This is a genomic window from Arthrobacter crystallopoietes BAB-32 (assembly GCF_000328305.2).
In the GTDB taxonomy this organism is placed as follows: domain Bacteria; phylum Actinomycetota; class Actinomycetes; order Actinomycetales; family Micrococcaceae; genus Crystallibacter; species Crystallibacter crystallopoietes_A.
This window is the reverse complement of record NZ_ANPE02000154.1, coordinates 1-16,257: the sequence shown is the minus strand read 5'-3', so window position 1 is coordinate 16,257 and position 16,257 is coordinate 1. Positions and strand designations below refer to the sequence as shown.

General features: G+C 67.4%; 22 protein-coding genes. 11 read left to right on the top strand and 11 right to left on the bottom strand.

The genetic code is table 11. From position 1 onward, the window contains the following. The 3 genes from D477_RS12635 to D477_RS12625 all read right to left on the bottom strand — a co-directional run. Positions 1 to 603: thiamine pyrophosphate-binding protein (locus D477_RS12635; RefSeq protein WP_005269743.1), on the bottom strand; the 603-nt coding region annotated here is incomplete at its 3' end. Between the two features lie 2 nt (positions 604 to 605). Further along, positions 606 to 1,598 carry an ABC transporter substrate-binding protein gene (locus D477_RS12630; RefSeq protein WP_005269742.1) on the bottom strand — a complete coding sequence of 331 codons (993 nt, stop codon included), beginning with the start codon at positions 1,596 to 1,598 and terminating at the stop codon, positions 606 to 608. A 113-nt stretch (positions 1,599 to 1,711) separates the two neighbouring features. After that, a complete protein-coding gene (locus D477_RS12625) occupies positions 1,712 to 2,593 on the bottom strand; it encodes a LysR family transcriptional regulator (RefSeq protein ID WP_005269741.1) in 882 nt (293 codons plus the stop codon). Between the two features lie 49 nt (positions 2,594 to 2,642). Here D477_RS12625 and D477_RS12620 point away from each other — a divergent pair, with 49 nt between their 5' ends. Continuing rightward, positions 2,643 to 3,254, top strand: a complete 612-nt coding sequence (locus tag D477_RS12620; RefSeq protein ID WP_005269740.1) for a flavin reductase family protein — start codon at positions 2,643 to 2,645, stop codon at positions 3,252 to 3,254. Here the strand turns inward: D477_RS12620 and D477_RS12615 are convergent. Further along, positions 3,224 to 3,475, bottom strand: a complete 252-nt coding sequence (locus D477_RS12615; RefSeq protein WP_043846864.1) for a PLD nuclease N-terminal domain-containing protein — start codon at positions 3,473 to 3,475, stop codon at positions 3,224 to 3,226. The genes D477_RS12620 and D477_RS12615 overlap by 31 nt on opposite strands. A gap of 68 nt (positions 3,476 to 3,543) precedes the next feature. Between D477_RS12615 and D477_RS12610 the strand changes: the two genes are divergently transcribed. Further along, positions 3,544 to 3,864, top strand: coding sequence for an antibiotic biosynthesis monooxygenase family protein (locus D477_RS12610; RefSeq protein WP_005269736.1), 321 nt, complete (start codon positions 3,544 to 3,546; stop codon positions 3,862 to 3,864). Here D477_RS12610 and D477_RS12605 read toward each other — a convergent pair. Both D477_RS12605 and catA read right to left on the bottom strand, forming a co-directional pair. Beyond that, positions 3,831 to 4,583 carry an NUDIX hydrolase gene (locus tag D477_RS12605; RefSeq protein WP_005269734.1) on the bottom strand — a complete coding sequence of 251 codons (753 nt, stop codon included), beginning with the start codon at positions 4,581 to 4,583 and terminating at the stop codon, positions 3,831 to 3,833. The genes D477_RS12610 and D477_RS12605 overlap by 34 nt on opposite strands. Positions 4,584 to 4,714: 131 nt before the next feature. Further along, complete coding sequence (gene catA / locus D477_RS12600; RefSeq protein ID WP_005269732.1) at positions 4,715 to 5,563, bottom strand: catechol 1,2-dioxygenase; 849 nt, start codon at positions 5,561 to 5,563, stop codon at positions 4,715 to 4,717. Between the two features lie 327 nt (positions 5,564 to 5,890). Here catA and D477_RS12595 point away from each other — a divergent pair, with 327 nt between their 5' ends. Further along, entirely contained in the window at positions 5,891 to 6,397 is a 507-nt protein-coding gene (locus D477_RS12595; protein ID WP_005269731.1) for a ferritin, read from the top strand. A gap of 74 nt (positions 6,398 to 6,471) precedes the next feature. Here D477_RS12595 and catC read toward each other — a convergent pair whose 3' ends face one another. From catC to D477_RS12580, 3 genes are read right to left on the bottom strand one after another with little or no spacing between them, the layout of a single operon-like run. Further along, positions 6,472 to 6,750: a muconolactone Delta-isomerase gene (gene catC, locus D477_RS12590; protein ID WP_005269730.1), complete on the bottom strand. Its 279-nt coding sequence runs from the start codon at positions 6,748 to 6,750 to the stop codon at positions 6,472 to 6,474. Between the two features lie 29 nt (positions 6,751 to 6,779). Further along, entirely contained in the window at positions 6,780 to 7,886 is a 1,107-nt protein-coding gene (locus tag D477_RS12585) for an enolase C-terminal domain-like protein (protein WP_005269729.1), read from the bottom strand. Beyond that, positions 7,883 to 8,779 (bottom strand): LysR substrate-binding domain-containing protein, encoded by an 897-nt coding sequence (locus D477_RS12580; RefSeq protein WP_005269728.1) that lies wholly within the window; start codon positions 8,777 to 8,779, stop codon positions 7,883 to 7,885. Before D477_RS12580 ends, D477_RS12585 begins: the two co-directional genes overlap by 4 nt. A 215-nt stretch (positions 8,780 to 8,994) precedes the next feature. Between D477_RS12580 and D477_RS12575 the strand changes: the two genes are divergently transcribed. From D477_RS12575 to D477_RS12565, 3 genes are all read left to right on the top strand, one after another. Continuing rightward, a complete protein-coding gene (locus D477_RS12575) occupies positions 8,995 to 9,288 on the top strand; it encodes a DUF503 domain-containing protein (RefSeq protein ID WP_005269727.1) in 294 nt (97 codons plus the stop codon). Between the two features lie 89 nt (positions 9,289 to 9,377). After that, positions 9,378 to 9,809, top strand: coding sequence for a hotdog fold thioesterase (locus D477_RS12570; protein ID WP_005269726.1), 432 nt, complete (start codon positions 9,378 to 9,380; stop codon positions 9,807 to 9,809). Between the two features lie 9 nt (positions 9,810 to 9,818). Continuing rightward, positions 9,819 to 10,649: an aldo/keto reductase gene (locus D477_RS12565; protein WP_005269725.1), complete on the top strand. Its 831-nt coding sequence runs from the start codon at positions 9,819 to 9,821 to the stop codon at positions 10,647 to 10,649. A gap of 40 nt (positions 10,650 to 10,689) precedes the next feature. Here the strand turns inward: D477_RS12565 and D477_RS12560 are convergent, their stop codons facing one another. Continuing rightward, positions 10,690 to 11,127 carry an SRPBCC family protein gene (locus D477_RS12560; RefSeq protein ID WP_237740787.1) on the bottom strand — a complete coding sequence of 146 codons (438 nt, stop codon included), beginning with the start codon at positions 11,125 to 11,127 and terminating at the stop codon, positions 10,690 to 10,692. An 81-nt stretch (positions 11,128 to 11,208) separates the two neighbouring features. After that, positions 11,209 to 12,306 (bottom strand): fatty acid desaturase family protein, encoded by a 1,098-nt coding sequence (locus D477_RS12555; protein ID WP_005269723.1) that lies wholly within the window; start codon positions 12,304 to 12,306, stop codon positions 11,209 to 11,211. 333 nt (positions 12,307 to 12,639) lie between these two features. Here D477_RS12555 and D477_RS12550 point away from each other — a divergent pair, with 333 nt between their 5' ends. From D477_RS12550 to D477_RS12530, 5 genes are all read left to right on the top strand, one after another. After that, positions 12,640 to 12,843, top strand: coding sequence for a cold-shock protein (locus tag D477_RS12550; RefSeq protein WP_005269719.1), 204 nt, complete (start codon positions 12,640 to 12,642; stop codon positions 12,841 to 12,843). Positions 12,844 to 13,013: 170 nt separating this feature from the next. Next, complete coding sequence (locus D477_RS21255; protein ID WP_005269718.1) at positions 13,014 to 13,622, top strand: hypothetical protein; 609 nt, start codon at positions 13,014 to 13,016, stop codon at positions 13,620 to 13,622. A 17-nt stretch (positions 13,623 to 13,639) separates the two neighbouring features. Next, a complete protein-coding gene (locus tag D477_RS12540; RefSeq protein WP_005269717.1) occupies positions 13,640 to 14,332 on the top strand; it encodes a PspA/IM30 family protein in 693 nt (230 codons plus the stop codon). Positions 14,333 to 14,411: 79 nt separating this feature from the next. Further along, positions 14,412 to 15,209 carry a GntR family transcriptional regulator gene (locus D477_RS12535; protein WP_237740786.1) on the top strand — a complete coding sequence of 266 codons (798 nt, stop codon included), beginning with the start codon at positions 14,412 to 14,414 and terminating at the stop codon, positions 15,207 to 15,209. Then, the gene (locus D477_RS12530; RefSeq protein WP_005269715.1) at positions 15,206 to 16,174 is read left to right on the top strand and encodes a D-2-hydroxyacid dehydrogenase; all 969 of its coding nucleotides are present in this window, start codon (positions 15,206 to 15,208) and stop codon (positions 16,172 to 16,174) included. The genes D477_RS12535 and D477_RS12530 overlap by 4 nt, the downstream gene beginning before the upstream one ends. The last annotated feature ends 83 nt before the right edge of the window (positions 16,175 to 16,257 follow it).

Genomic DNA, 16,257 nt, shown 5'->3' with positions numbered 1-16,257 from the left:
CCAGCACCGGCCTGCGGCTCCGGCCAGCAGGTCCGCCAGCCGGGACACAGCCTCTGCCGAAGGGCCGGGTGCCAGCCGCGGCGCGATGTCCGGAACGTCCTCGGGACGCCAGTCGATCTGTTCTTCCTGCACATCCAGCGGCATGTTGAGCAGGACGGTGTGCCGCTCGTCCCGGGCGAGCCGGAAGGCGCGGACGGCGTCCTCCACCGCGGTCTGCGGCGAATGGATCCGTTCCACCTTGGCACCAAGGGCGGCGACCGCCCCGGCCTGGTCGATCCAGAAGTTGGAGGTTTTCTGCGTGGGCGGGGTGTCGCCGGAGAGCACCAGCATTGGGGTGCGGCTCTTGGCCGCCTCGCCGATGCCCGTCATCGCATTGGTCAGCCCGCAGCCTTGGTGCACGCTGACCGCGGAAACCTCGCCGGTGGCCCGGGCGTACGCGTCGGCCATGCATGCCGCTCCCATTTCGTGCCGGGCGGCAACGAACCGGGCACCGCCGTCGATCAGGGCATTGGTGAAGTGGAAGTTCCCGCTGCCGGTCACTCCGAAGACCTGCTGCACGCCCAGCTGTGCCAGCGTCCGTCCTACCGCTTCTGCGACTCTCATTCCTACTGGCCTTCCGCCGGCAGCAGCGCATCCAGGTCGGGCGCCTTGCTGATGGTTCCGTATTTGAGTGCGGCCTCCCCGAGGGCCTGCGCCGCGTCCCGGTGGAATTCGGGGACGAAACGGGGCAGGGTGATCTCCTCCAGCAGAGCCTTGTCAGTCTTCGTGTACGTGCCGATGATTTCGCGCACCTCGTCCGGGTTCTCCTGCGCGTACTCCATCGACTTCTTCATCGCCGCCGTGAACTTCCCGACCAGCTCCGGCTCCTGCTCGATCTTCTCCGTCGTGGTGAAGTAGCCCCCGATGTCGAGGTCCGGGTGCGTCTCCGCGTACGGCCAGGAGACCACCCGGGCACCGCTTTGGACGGCCGGAGTCAGGAACGGCTCGAGGATCAGGGCGGCGTCCACCTGCCCGTTTTCGACGGCGGCGAGCGCATCCGGGAACGCCACTTCCACGAATTCCAGCGTGGACCCATCCCCGCCGGCCTTGTCCACCGCGCTCCGGACGGAGGTATCCCCGATGTTGGCCAAATTGTTCGAGGAGACGGTCTTGCCTTGCAGGTCCGTCGCGTCCTGGATGTCTGAATCCTCCGCCACCACGACCCCCGCAAAATCGCCGTCGCTGCCGCCCACCGTCGTTGTTCCATTGGCGACATACTTGAGGTCAAGGCCTTGGTCGCGCGCGACCATGAGGGAGACGGTGTTGCCGAACGCGAAATCGAAGTCGCCGCTGACGACGCCGGGAACCGCGACGGCACCTCCGGTGGTGTTCTCGATGACGAGGTCCAGGCCCTCATCCTCGAAGAAGCCCTGCGCCTTGCCGAGATGGATCGGGGCGACGTCGCCAATGGGGATAGCGCCGACTCTTACCTCGGTAAGGCCTTCCGCACCGCCGGCAGCTTCGGATTCCACCGTGGACCCGGAGGGCGAGCCGGAGCCGCAGGCGGCCAAGGCGAGGGACGCGGAGGCCGCGATGAGCAGTGTGGAGAGGCGTTTCATCAGTCACTTCCTTGTGTCGACGAGTTCCTCGAGCCAGTCTAGGAAGCACCCCGCCATGCCGCTACTAAATGTTGTCTCTAGTTGAAATAGACAGCGCTAATACCGGTGAGGACCTAGGGAAGCAGCGCCTCCAGCAACGTCCGGTGGAACCACTGCAGGGCCGGGGACTGGCGGCCGACGGCGCCGCGGTGCAGCATCACGTCCAGCGGCGGCACAGCGAACGGCAGTTCGGCGACCTTCAGCGGCCACTGCTCCAGCCAGCCACGCGCCATGGATTCCGGCACGACGGCCAGCAGATTGCACTCCGAGACGATATGCGGCAATACCGCGAAGTGGTGGACGACGACGGCGGAGCGCCTGACGATGCCGAGTTCCTCGATCGTGTTTTCCGCCAGCAGGTGTCCGGTGCTCCGGGCGACAATGGCATGCCCTGCAGCGGTGAATTCCTCCAGCGTCATTTCCTGGCCGCGCAGCCGGAAGTCCTCGCGAAGCAAGCAGACGTACTTCTCCGTCTTCAGCAACGTACTGCCGAAGTCGGCCTCCAGCGGCGACGAGGCAATGGCTGCGTCAACCGTGCCTTTGGCGAGCCACTCGGCCAGCAGGCTGATCTCCATCGGAACGACCTCGATCTCCACCAGCGGCGCCACATCGGAAACGCGGTGCAGGATCTGTGGCAGGAAACCGAGCTCGCCAAGGTCCGAGAGGCAGAGCCGGAAGCGCCGGGCGGAGGTGGCCGGGTCGAAGCTTTTGGTGCTGTCCACGGCCGCATCGATTCTCGCCACGGCCTCCTTGAACTCCGGGTAAAGGGAGCGGGCCACCGGCGTCGGCTCCATCCGCCCGCCGCCGCGGACAAAGAGCTCGTCGGCAAGCTCCTGGCGCAGCCGGGCCACGGCATGGCTGACGGAAGGCTGCGTGACAAACATGGCGCGCGCCGTCGACGTCAGGCTTCCGGTCTCGTAGACGGAGATGAAGGTGCGCAGCAGATTCAGGTCCAATGCTGGAGCCTTTCGCCGTGGTTCGGGCTCGCTGTGGTCATATGAAATTATGCGCGTAGATATCTCCCCGGCCGGACTGGGTCCGAAGGACTTCTACAAATTCCTGACGTCGGTCGTTATCCCGCGGCCGATCGCTTGGGTGTCGACCGTCAGCACCAACGGCGTCCCGAACCTGGCTCCGCATTCCTTCTTCACCGTGGCCTCCACCGATCCGCCGATCGTGCAGTTCACGTCGACAGCGCGCAAGGACAGCTTGGACAACGCCGAAGCCACCGGCGAGTTCGTGGTCAACTTCGCACCGGAGGAACTGTTCGCGGAGATCAACGGCACCGGCACCAATTTCCCCGCGGAGGTCAGCGAGTTCGACGCCGTGGGCCTGACTCAGGAGCCGAGCCTCACCGTGCGTCCGCCCCGGGTCGCGGAGTCCCCCGTGGCGCTGGAATGCCGGGTCCACAGCATCATCCCGGTGGGCAATTCCTGGCTGGTCCTCGGGCGGGTCCAGCACGCCGTGATCAATGAAGAGATGCTGGACGGCGGCCACCCGGCAGCGGACCGGCTGAAGCCGCTGGCCCGGCTGGGCCGCAATGAGTGGAGCCGGCTCGGCCAGATCGTGCGGATCGACCGGATCGCCTACCGGGACTGGCCGAAGGCCGAGGGCTGACCGACCTTCTTGCGGCCGAAGAGGAAGTAGGCGATGGGCCCGAAGAAGCTGATGAAGGAACCGACGGCCCATGCGGGCTTTGGGCCGTTGATTTGGGCGGCAGGGCGCTTGCGCAGGTCCGCCAGGGCGGCGAGCAGCAGGCTCAGCTGGACGGCGCTCGAAAGGAAGACCGAGGCCTTCTGTCCGGTGGTCAATTCGTTCCAGTGCTTTTTCCGGCGCATGGCATCTCCCAAGTCATATTCGTTGCTGGGCCCAGCATACGGTCGGTGCCGGTGAGCATAATAGGGCCATGAGCATCATCAAGATCAACGCCATCACCGTGCCCGCAGACTCCGGCGACGAGCTCGCCAAGCGGTTCGCCGCCCGTGCCGGGGCGGTGGACAACCAGGACGGCTTCGAGGGTTTCGAATTGCTGCAGCCGACCGATGACCGCACTACGTGGCTGGTCATCACCCGCTGGCGGGACGAGGAGTCCTTCGAGGCATGGAAGAGCTCGAAGGCGTTCGGCCACGGTCATGCGCAGGCGGAGGGCGAAGCCCCGCAGAAGCCGGTGGGCATGTCCGCAGAGCTGTGGAGCTACAAGGTCGCCGGCGGTTCCGCCGCAAAGTAGCGCGGCCAGTCGCCGAGGTTGCGCTCGTAGGCCCAGGGCAGCGACGTGACCTCAAGCCGGTGCCTGGCTTGTGGATCGGCGCCCCTGCCGGCGTCATCATAGTCCGCATCCCCGGGCCAGAGCACGAACTGCCGGCCGTCGGCGTCCTCCCGCAGACGGCTCTGGAAGACCTCGGGCTGGCCGGTCCGGACCTGGCCCAGCGCGGTGGCGGTATCCGCGCAGTGCGACAACCAGTGCAGCGTCACCCAGGTCGGCGGTGCCAAGGTCATGGTTCCCGCGCCGTGCCGCGCCAAGGCGGTTTCGGGGTGAAGCCACGCATAGTCCTCCAGCTCGCCGACGTTCAGGACGATGGGCTGCTCCGGCGAGGGCGCGGCGGCCACGAAGAACAGGGTGCGGAAGCGGCGCGGGACATGCGGGCCCGGGATCCACACGGACAGTTGCGCGAGCTCGTCGACGTTCATCCGCAGCCCGGTTTCCTCCCAGGTCTCCCGCACTCCGGCACGGCGGGCGGCGAGGAGCTCACGCTCCGGTGAAGCACCGCCGTCGTTAGGGTCATGCTCCCCGGGACCGAAGTCCTCCGGGTCCACCTTGCCGCCGGGAAAGACCCAAGCGCCTGCGAAGGCACGGGCCTGCGCGGGCCGCTGCAGCAACAGGACCTCCAAACCTCCAGGTGCGTCGCGCAGCAGCACCACGGTGGCCGCCAGCACCGCTTCCGTCATCTCCGGCCCCTTTCCATCAGCAAGACTGAATCCAACCTACCCGTCCGGGCAGGCAGGTTCCCCGCCCGCCAGACGCAGCAGCGGCCGCGCCGGATGACCGGGCGGCCGCTGTGGCGGGATGGCAGCTGGGCTTACTTCACCGGGTCCAGCACGAAGTTGTAGATCACTTCGCGGCCGGTGCCGTCCGCCTTGTCCTTCGGGTCCAGGACCAGTTCGGGCTTGACGGCCGAGGCGATGTCGTCCGAGAGGTGCTCGTCGCCGACGAAGTACAGCTGGGCGGTGATCTCCTGGTGCCCGGCGGCGTGGACCTTGACATGGATGTGGGCCGGACGCCAGGCGTGCCAGCCGGCGGCGGCGATCAGCTGGCCGCAGGCGCCGTCCGTCGGGATCTGGTACGGAGCCGGCTGCATGGTGTTGATCTGGAAGTAGCCGTCCGCGTCGGCAACGACGGTGCCGCGCAGGTTCCACTCGGGCAGGCCGGGCGCGTACTGGGAGTAGAAGCCGCGGTCGTCGGCGTGCCAGATCTCGACAATGCCGCCCGGCAGGGGCTCGCCGGCCACATTGGTGATGCGGCCTTCCCAGAGCAGCGGGGTGCCGGGCTCGTCGTCGCGCATCGGCAGGGTTGCCGGGGATTCCAGCTTCGGGGCGTCCGGAACGTAGTACGGCCCCTCGATGGTGCCCTTGCTGCCTTCGCGGTTCTCGTTGGCCACTTCCTCCACGGAGTGCTCGACCCAGACGTCGAGGAACAGCGGCCATTCGCCGTCTTCACCGACCTTGATCAGCCAGGCCTTGAAGGCGTTGTACTCGTCATACGTCACCTTCTCTTCGAGCACGGTGTCGTTGATGGCCTTGACGAGGCGCGAGGCCAGCCGGTTCACGCGTTCCTGGCTCGTGTCCCCGGCGAACTTCTTGTTCGCATGGAAGCGCTCGGTAGCCTTCGCTCCGGAAGCCGCTGCAGTGGCGTCAGTTTCGGTGGTCATGTGTGTTCCCTCTCTAGTTCACGCTGGACGGGCCCATCGCCCCGAGCCGGGCGCCCGCACTGTTGGTACTGCGCTGCTGCATCACACCCCGATGTGCCCGCAGCCACAGCATTCCGTCCTCCAAGTAACCGTAGCCACATTCATTTGTGCACACAAATACCTAAATCCGGCTGATTGATATGCAGTACGTCCTGATTGGCCAGCCGGGCGCGAGTGGGCCGACAGGTGGAGCGTCCTGGGCGCCCGTCGGGAAAGTGAAGGCTTCCCTTAGCATGGCTTGCCTTGCCTAGCTGGCGGTGGTATGGGCGCGTGGATAATGTGGTGGACATGGAGCTCAACGGGAAACTCGCAGAAGCATTCAACGACCAAGTCACCTTGGAACTGCAGGCGTCGGTTGTCTACCGCCAGCTGGCCATCGAGATGGACGCCATCGACCTGCCGGGCATCGCCGGCTGGTTCCGGGCGCAGGCCGAAGAAGAGGTGGTGCACGCCAACAAGTTCATCAGCCACATGCAGGACCGCGGCGCCCACCCGAAGATCGGCCCCCTCGCCGCCCCGGCGGTGACCGCCGAGACCGTGCTGCAGGCCTTCGAGGCCGCGCTGGCGCACGAGAAGAAGGTCTCCGAGGCCATCCGCGAACTCTACCGGCTGGCGCAGAACGACGGCGACATCGATTCGATTCCGCTGCTGACCTGGTTCATCGACGAACAGCTCGAAGAAGAGGCCACCGTCGGCGAGATCATCGGCCGCGTCCGGCTGGTCAACGACGACGGTCCCGGCCTGCTGCGCCTGGACGACCAGCTCGGCTCGCGCACTGCCTCCGAAGACGCATAGCGTCTCCGGAACACTGCACCCAAAGTCCGACGCCGGCACCTGCCCTGGGTGCCGGCGTCGGACTTTTGCTGTGGCTACTTGATGGACGACGGATGCTTGGCCAGCGGGATGACGTCGATGTCCATGTAGGGGAAGAGCGGCAGGTTGGAGAGCAGTTCGTGCAGCTCGTCGTTGCTCTCGACGTCGAAGACCGAGTAGTTGGCGTACTCCCCCACCACCCGCCAGATGCTGGCCCAGCGGCCGTCCTTCTGGAGCTCCTGCGAGTAGGCCTTCTCCGTCGCTTTGATGGACGCGGCCTCCTCGGCGGGCATGTCGACGGGCAGGTTCACGTCCATGCGGACCAAAAACAGCATTGGCTTCCTTTCTCCTGGTTCCTTCGGGCCTACTTGTTGTCCTGGCGGTAGTGCGCCAGCTTGGCTTCGTCGATCGCGGCGCCGACGCCAGGCATCTGGCGGACGCTGATGCTGCCGTCCTTGATGACGATCGGCTCGGCCAGCAGGTCGTCGCTCATGTCGAGGAAGTTGGACAGCTCGCCGGCCCTCCGGGACGAGGCCTCGTGCGCCGCCCCGAAGGTCACGGTGGCGATGGTCCCGACCTGGGTGTCGATCTGGTTGCCCATGGTCACGTCCACGCCCAGCCCGGTGCACAGCCCGAGGATCTGCGTGGCTTCGGTGAAGCCGCTGCGCGCGGTCTTGATGCAGATGGCGTTGCAGCCTCCGGAGAGCAGTTCGCGGGAGACGTCCCCCGCCGTCGGGACGCTCTCATCGCCGACGATCGGAATGGGCGACTTGTCCACCAGCCGCCGCCGGCTCATGGCTTCCTTGGCGTCGCACGGCTCCTCCAGCAGCGACAGCCCCAGCCCCTCGGTGCGGCGCAGCACCTCGAGCGCCTCGTTGGCGGTCCAGCCCCGGTTGGCGTCCAGGTAGATGTCCGCGTCCTCGCCCAGCCCCTCGCGGAGCACGTGGCAGGCCTCGATATCCAGCGACAGCGGCCGCCGGCCGACCTTCAGCTTGAAGGTGTTGATGCCGTAGTCGCTGCGGAACTGCAGCGCCTCCTCGAGCAGCTTCTGCGCCGGCTGGAAGCCGAGCATGTGGCTGACCTGCATCGAATCGGTGTACCCGCCGAGCAGCTGGCTGACCGGCATCCCGGCGGCCTGGCCGATGATGTCCCACAGCGCGATGTCCAGGCCGCCCTTGGCCGTCTGGTTGTGGATGGTGCGGCCGAGCGCCTGGTGGATCTTTTCGCGGTCCAGCGGGTCCAGGCCGATCACGGCGGGCGCGAAGATCTTATTGACGACGGCGACAATCGAGTCCTGCGTCTCGCCGTAGGTGTACGGGCGGGGCGGGGTGTCCGCGGTCCCCACGATGCCCTCGTCGGTATGGACGCGGAGCAGCACATGGTCCGCCTCCGTCACCTGGCCGCTGGCGAACTTCAGCGGCTTGGTGTACGGGATCGAGTAGGGGATGGCTTCGATGCGTTCGATTTTCACGATGGCTGGTCCTTAACGGGTTGGGTGATTTCCTGCAGTAGTTCGGTGAAGCGCGCCAGCAGCGGCCGCTGGTCCCCGGCGCGCCAGGCCATGGCCAGTTCGGCCGCCGGCGCATCCGCGAGCGGGCGGAAGACCGTGCCGCCCAGCGAGAAGGTCCGGCTGGCGGCCGGGATGAGCGCCACGCCGGTGCCGGCGGCAACGAAGGACAGCAGCGTGGAAGTCTCGCGGGCCTCCTGCACCACCGTCGGCGCGAACCCGGCCTTCCGGCAGGCCTCCATGAAAACCCGGTGGACCGCGGAATTGAGCGGGTAGGAGATGAACTGCTCCCCTGCCAGCTGCTGCAGCGACAGCCGCTCTTCGCTGGCCAGCGGCGAGTCGTCGGGCAGCGCGGCGATGAGCTCATCATGCTCCAGCGTCCGCAGCTCCAGCCGGTCCGAGTTCACCGGCGGCCGCAGCACGGCGACGTCCAGGCTGTGCTCCTCCAGCCCGTCCACCAGCTGCGGGGTAAGCATCTCGCCCCGGACCTTCAGCTGCAGCCCGGGCAGGCGCTCCTTGGCCTCGCGCACCACCTGCGGCATCAGCCGGTAGGTGGCGGATCCGGTGAAGCCGACCCGCAGGATGCCCTGCACGCCGCGGCCGACCTGGGCCACATCGGACTCCAGGGTCTGCAGTTCTTCAAGAATCCGGCGGCCGCGCTCCAGCAGCAATTCGCCCGCGGACGTCAGCTCCACCTTGCGCGTGGTGCGCTCGAGCAGCTGGGTGCCCAGCTGCTCCTCAAGCTGCTTGATCTGCTGCGAAAGCGGCGGCTGCGCCATGTGCAGCCGGTCGGCGGCTCGGCCGAAATGGCGCTCCTCGGCCACGGCTACGAAGTAGCGCAGATGCCGCAGTTCCATACGCAACAGCACTCCTTTACGCTTCGGGCCGGGCTGATCGACTCTCCAGCCTAGGCCGCAGCCATTGCGCAGCGGAAATACCTATTCCGGCCCTATTGATATTCCCAACGTCTCAAAGTGTAGACCGGGCGGGCCGGCCGGGGAATGGGCCGCCACAGAGTACGACGCCGGCGCGTGCCTTCCGCAGCGCGTGTCGCCGGGGCAGGATGGGTCCTATGTGGATTGGATGGATTGAATTCGACCTCCTGCTCGGCGATGTCCATTCGCTGAAGGAAAAGCGTTCCGTGGTGCGGCCCATCATCGCCGAGGTGCGCAAGCGGTTCGACGTCTCCATCGCCGAGGTAGACCACCATGACCTCTACCGCCGGGCCGCACTGGGCATCGGCATGGTGGCGGCGGACCGGTCCCACATTGTCGAAGTGCTGGACTCGGCCGAGAACCACGTGGCCTACCGCCCCGGCGTGGACCTGCTCAGCGCCCGTCGCCGGATCATCTCCAGCGAGGACTGAACGCGGGCTATGCGAGCGGGCCCCGGGCGATTGCATCCTGCCGGGCTTGCTACCGTAGAACGAGACCCGCGCCACAGCTTGGAGGAACCGTGACCACCCCTGCCACCCATGAAGGATTCGCCAGCATCGAGGACCTCATCCGGCACCGGTACTCCTTCGACAAGTCCTCACAGAACCTGGGGATCGAGGTTGTGTCCGCGGAAGCCGGACGCGTGACCATGGCCATGGATGTCCAGGACACCATGCTCAACGGCCACGGCATCCTGCACGGCGGCTACCTCTTCACGCTCGGCGACACCGTCTTCGCCTTCGTCTGCGAATCCCTCGGCCACCCCTCAGTCTCCCGGCAGGCCGAAATCACCTACATCGCCCCCGGCGCCGCCGGTTCCCGGCTGATCGCCAGCGGCGTCGAACGCACCCGCTACGGCCGCAACAACATCGTCGACGTGACCATTGAAGACCAGGACGGCCAGCACCTGGCCGAAGTGCGCGTGTTCGGCGTCCTGGTCCCCAAGAAGTAAGGAACGCGCATGACCCGGATCCCCGCCGTCGTACTTAATAACGGCGTCAGCATTCCGCAGCTGGGCTTCGGCGTGTTCCAGGTGCTGCCGGGCGAAACGCAGGAAGCCGTGGAGGCCGCGCTCGAGGCCGGCTACCGGCATATCGACACCGCCGCCGCGTACCGCAACGAGGCCGCCGTGGGGCGCGCGATCCGGGCCAGCGGCCTGCCGCGCGAGGAACTGTTCATCACCACCAAACTGCGCAACGGCGAGCAGCACCTGGCGCGCCAGGCGTTCGACAACAGCCTGGCCGAGCTCCGCCTGGATTACGTGGACCTGTACCTGATCCATTGGCCGGTGCCGTCCCAGGGGCTGTACGTGCGGGCGTGGAAGGAACTGGAAAAGATCCATTCCGACGGCGGTGCCCGGGCCATCGGGGTCTCGAACTTCCTGCCGGAGCACCTTGAGGCCCTGGCGGCGGAGGCCCAGACCACTCCCGCGGTCAACCAGCTGGAGATCCACCCCAGCCTGCAGCAGGCTGCTGCCGTGCAGAAGAGCCGCGAGCTGGGGCTGGCGGTGCAGGCCTACAGCCCGCTGGGACAGGGCGTGGACCTGGACCAGCGGGTGATCACGTCGCTCGCGGCCGAGCGCGGCGCCACGCCGGCCCAGATCATCCTCGCCTGGCACCTCGCCCAGGGCATCATCGCGATCCCGAAGACCGTCAATCCGGGGCGGATGGCGGAGAACCTGGCGGCCGCCGGCATCGAGCTGACGGCTGAGGAGATCGCGGCCGTTTCCGGCCTGGAAGCCGGCAACCGGGTGGGCGCCGATCCGGCCAGGGCGGCTTTCAGCCAGCTCTGACTCCATCTTCCGGCGCAACTCCGGCGCCGGCACCAAGCAGTCAGGACACGGGCGCCGCTTCCAGGATCTCCTTGAGCCGCCGCAGGTCCTTGCGGTTTTCCCGCCGCATCATCCGTGCCATGAACGGCGCCGCCAGCCGGGAGAAGCCGGCAGGCTCGCCGGCGTTCCGCAGGGACATGCGCGTGGCGGAAGCCCCGAGCGGCTCCCAGCCGTACGTGGTCTCCATCGGAAACGGCCCCTCAGCGGTGCGCATCACGAACCGCCGCTCCGGCTCCCACTCCTCCACGCGGTAGGTGTAGGCCAGCCGGCGGCCCAGGAACTGCGCCACGAAGGCCACCTCGGAACCGACCGCCAACGGCTTCGGGGTGCGCCATTCGACCTGGCGGATGTTGGCATACCAATCCGGCGCCCGGTCCGGATCGGCTGCGTAGGCAGCCACCTCGGCGGCGGGACGGTTGATGACAATCTCAGTGCGCACGTCGACCACCCTGCCATCTAGCCATGCTGACCTGGGCGGACACAAGTGGCAGCCGCTTTTCGGCTCCCCGCCTGGTCCGGCTTAGCGCGGACGGTACTGGGTGACCATCGGACAGTCGAAGGGGTCGCGCGCCGACAGGCCGACCTTGTTGAGGTAGTTGATGACGATGCCGTAGGACTGGGGCAGCGTGGCCTCGGTGTAGGGGATCTTGTGCGTGGCGCAGTACTCGCGGACAATCTCGCTGGCGCGCGCCAGGTTCGGCCGGGGCATGCTCGGAAACAGGTGGTGCTCCACCTGGTAGTTCAGTCCGCCCATGAACGCGTTGATGACGCGGTTGCCCAGCCGGGTCCTCCCGGTGATGTTCCGGCTCGTCAGGACCTGGCGGCTGAGGAAATCGATGGTCGACCCCTTCGGGATCAGCGGCATGCCCTTGTGGTTGGGGGCGAACGAGGCGCCCATGTAGATGCCGAAGACCGCGAGCTGCACGCCGATGAAGGCAAAGGCCATGCCTAGGGGCAGGAAGTAGAAGATGGCGCCAACATAGAGGGCGAGGCGGACCAGGACGGTGCCGATCTCGCGCTTGCGGCCCTTGATCGGGGTATTGCCGAAAAGGTAGCGGATCGACGTCGCGTGCAGGTTCAGCCCTTCCAGCGTCAGCAGGGGGAAGAACAGGTAGCCCTGGCGGCGGGTCAGCCACGCCATGAAGCCCCGGCGTTCCTGCGCCTGCTCGGGCAGGAAGGAAATGGTGTCCTGCTCAATGTCCGGATCCTTGCCCAGGGTATTCGGATTGGCATGGTGCCGGTTGTGCTTGTTGACCCACCACTGGTAGCTGATGCCCACGAACAGGTTGGCGAGCACGCGGCCAGCGCGGTCGTTGGCCGGCCCGGAGGCAAACACCTGGCGGTGCGCCGCTTCGTGCGCGATGAACGCCAGCTGGGTGAACAGGATTCCCAGCACGCCGGCGATAATCAGCTGGAACCAGCTGTCCCCGAGGAGCACGAAGCCGGTGCCCGCTCCGGCAAGGCCAAGGCACAGCGCAACGAAGAGCGTGATGTAGAAGGACCGGCGGCGGCGCAGCAAGCCGGCTTCACGGATGGTCTTGATCAGGCTGGAGTAGCTGCTCGAGCCGGCGGTGCCGCGGGCGGGGCGGGCGGCGCGGGGTGATGCGGTAATAGTCATGCGGCCTTCAGGCGATTGGAGTCGACTTCCCAGCCGCGGTAAACGGGCGGTTGCCCAACAGATGGCATGAGCTTAGCGTGCCAACCTCAACGCAAGCTGTGTGCGGTGGAAATTAACGACGGCGGCCGGAACCGGAGGCTGCGACGGTGCCGTGGTCAGCGTGGTACGCAATGTGCTGTACAGTTGGACGCGTAGTTGTTGTGTTGCGCATTTGATTTTTAGCAACGGGCTCCTCCATCCGGAGGACTTGTGCTTCTCTGAACGGCGGCAAAAAGAACACCGCTGCAGGAGGCCCCGAAAGACGGGGCTTGGATAGACTCCGAGGAGTACAAAATGGCAACTGGAACTGTGAAGTGGTTCAATTCCGAAAAGGGCTTCGGCTTCATCGCTCCCGATGACGGTTCGGCCGACGTTTTCGCGCACTACAGCGCGATCGAGTCCAATGGCTACCGCGAACTGCGCGAAGAGCAGAAGGTTGAGTTCGAAACCACCCAGGGCCCCAAGGGCCTGCAGGCTGCGAACATCCGCGCGCTCTAGCAGCCGCCGCGGCGAATGCCGCTGATGACTGACTTGAAAGGGGCCGGTTCCTCCACTGGGGGAACCGGCTTCTTTGCTTTTCCGGCCGGCTTGGAGCGGCGGCGGGAACCTATCCAGGCCCTCCGCTCGTTGTCTGGCGGGAAGGTGAGGTACGGATGCAGACTAGTCTTATGCCTGAGATGACCGTCGAAGCCAGCGCCGCTGATTTTGTTTCCGAAGTTGTGCCGCAGATCCTGCTGATCGGCGGCACTGTCATGCTGGCTTTCACACTGGCGGCCGCCGTGGCCTGCTGGCTGGTCGTCCGCCGGATCCGGCGGTCCAGGAAGATCCAGCGGAACATGCGCAAGGGCCAGCTGATGGTGCGCCTCGCTACCGGCGATCAGTCGAAGCGGCAGCTGGCCCGGCTCCGGCTGCAGCTGCAGCGCTCGACCGAAGCGACAGAGCGCTCCCTCACCGCTGCCTCCGGACAGGGCCGGCCCGTGGGCGAGCTGCCGGCGGTCGCGCTGAACCTCTCCAAGGCCGAGCAGGCGCTGGACGCGCAGCTGCACCTGGCCGAGCGCGAGCCGGATCCGCAGCTGCGCAGGGCCCTGCTGCCCGGTCTGCAGAAGCAGGTGGAGCAGCTGTGCGGACTGGGTTCGGAGCTGCGGCAGTCCGTCCTGCAGACCGGCCACTCAATCAGCACGGCCCGGATGCAGCAGGTCGGATCGCACCTGGCCATGGAGCTGGACGCCCTGCAGACCTGGAACCGCTCCTACAACTCCCACCACCGCCAGCTCTGAGCGCCTGAAGGAGAACCATGTCGATCCGCCGGCGCCTGGGGCGCATCGTCAGAGCCAACCGCAGCGCCCGCCAGCAGCCGCCGGCAGACCCGATGCAGACGCTGGACGAGACCTACGCCAACCAATTGGACCTGCTCGACCAGGCCCGGCGCAGCGCCGCGGACGTGGCCGCCAACCGCCGCCGGGTGGAACTGCTCGCCGACCAGGCCGCGGCTGAGGTGGCTGCCCTGGACCGGGCCGCCGAACAGGCGGTGGCAGCGGGGAACGACGACGGCGCGCGGCAGGCTTTGCAGCGCAGCATCGCCGTGCGCAAGCGGATGGAAACGCTCACCGCCCAGCGGCAGCAGCTCGACGACCAGGTCCGCGGGCTGGAGCAGACACTGGTCCGGCTCGAGCACCGCATCGAGGATTCCCGCCTGCACTACCAGTCGCTGAAGGCCAACCACAGCGCCGCCCAGGCCGCCCTCGGCATGCAGGAAGCGGTCAACTCCTCCGGCCGGCAGGCCACCGACGCCCGGGAGGCCGCCCGCCAGGCCGAGCAGGAAGCCCGTTCGCTGCAGGCCCGCGCCGCAGCCTACGAAGAACTGGCCTGGTCCGATCCGGATTCGCCACAAGTGCGCCAGGCCTTCGAAGAACTCGAAACCCGGATGGCGGCCGAAGAAGGGCTGCAGCAGCTGAAGGAGCGGAAGGGACTCAACCCCGGCCAGTAGCCAGCCGCTGCACCCGAGGCGGGGCTCCGCCGTCGTCATCCGCCGCCGAAAAGGCACGGGGCCGAAAGGCACGTGGCTGTTGGCTAGACTGGATAGCTGCACAGCACCGCGGGCCCCGACCCAGGAGGAAGTTCCACATGTCCGGCATCGACGGCTCTCCACCTTGGAAGCGCGTCCCACCGCCGTGCTGATCGCCGACCAGCTGCGCGCGCGGATCATCGACGGTTCCTTCCGGCTGGGCGAGCAGGTCACCGAGGCCGCCATCGCGCAGCAGCTCAACGTGTCGCGGGGGCCGGTGCGCGAGGCCCTGCAGCGGCTGAGCCAGGAGGGCCTGCTGGTCAGCCACCGCAACCGCGGGGTGTTCGTGCTGGAACTGTCGCCTGCGGACATCACCGAAATCTACGTCGCCCGGCAGGCGGTCGAGACCGCGGCGGCTCGGGAGATCCTGGCCGCCGGCGAACCGGCCGTGGGCAAGGCGGTGCGGCAGCTGGCGCGGATTATTGCCAGGCTGCCGGACGCCGTCGCCGCGCGCGATTGGGCCAAGGTCGCAGAGCTTGACCTGAGGTTCCATACGGCGCTGGTCGCCGCGTCCGGCAATGCCCGGCTGTCGCGGATGTTCGTCACGCTGGCGGCCGAATCCCGCATCTGCATGGTGCACGTGAAGATTTCCTACCGCCGCTTCAACGAACTGGTCGCCGAGCACCAGGAGCTGGTCGACCTGCTCGCGGCCGCGGACGCCGAGGGCCTGCACCAGGCGCTGGTGCGGCACATGGAGACCGCCGCGGCGGACCTGACCGCCTCGATGCTGGAAACCCGCGGGACTCCGGAGGCAGTTGAGCCTGAAGCCGTCCACTCGGAAGGCCTGCAGAGCGCATGAGCCGCCCCATCGTCGCCGTCCTCTGCCACGAGGGGCATCGCCCGCCCGGCATGGCAGCCGTGGAAGCCGCCGCGGAGGTCCGCTACACGTCCGCGGACGGGCTGCCCGCCGCGCTCCAGGGCGCGCAGGTGCTCTTCCTCTGGGACTTCTTCTCCACCGCCCTGCAGAATGCCTGGCATGCGGCGGATTCACTGGAGTGGATCCATGTGCCGGCGGCCGGCGTGGACAAACTCCTGTTCGACGAGCTTCGCAGCTCGGGCATCACCGTGACGAACGCCCGGGGGATCTTCGACCGGCCGATGGCCGAGTTCGTGCTGGGCAGCATGCTCGCCTTCGCCAAGGACCTGCCCGGTCTGCTGTCCCAGCAGCGGCAGCAGGCCTGGCAGCACCGGGACACCGAAGGGCTGTACCGCAAGCGCGCGCTGATCGTCGGCACCGGCTCGATCGGCCGCGAAACCGCCCGCCTGCTCCGTGCCGTTGGCATGGACGTGGCGGGTGCGGGTCGAACAGCCCGCGCCGGTGATGCAGACTTCGGCGAGGTCTTCGCCTCCGCTGACCTGGCCGCCGTCGTTCCCGGGTTTGACTACGTGGTCATGGTGGCGCCGCTGACCGACCAGACCCGCCACCTCGTCGACGCGGCCGTGCTCGACGCGATGAAGCCGACCGCACGCCTGGTCAACGTGGGCCGCGGCGCCTGCGTGAACACCGACGCGCTGGTGGCGGCGCTGCAGACCGGCTCGATCGCCGGCGCCGCGCTGGATGTCTTCGAGGCCGAGCCGCTGCCGCGGGGGCACCCGTTGTGGACCATGGAGAACGTGATCATCTCGCCGCACCTGAGCGGCGACGCGCGGGGCTGCCTGCCGGAGCTGGCCGCCCAGTTCGCGGAGAACTTCGCACGCTTCACCGGCGGTGAGCCGCTGCTCAACCAGATCGACAAGCAGCTCGGCTTCGCCGCCCCGCAGTAGCTGTCCACGGATACGCCCGGTACCGCCCGCGCGCCAGCGCCTCCGAGCCCGGCGCCTTCGCGGCTACGCGCACGGCTACTCCC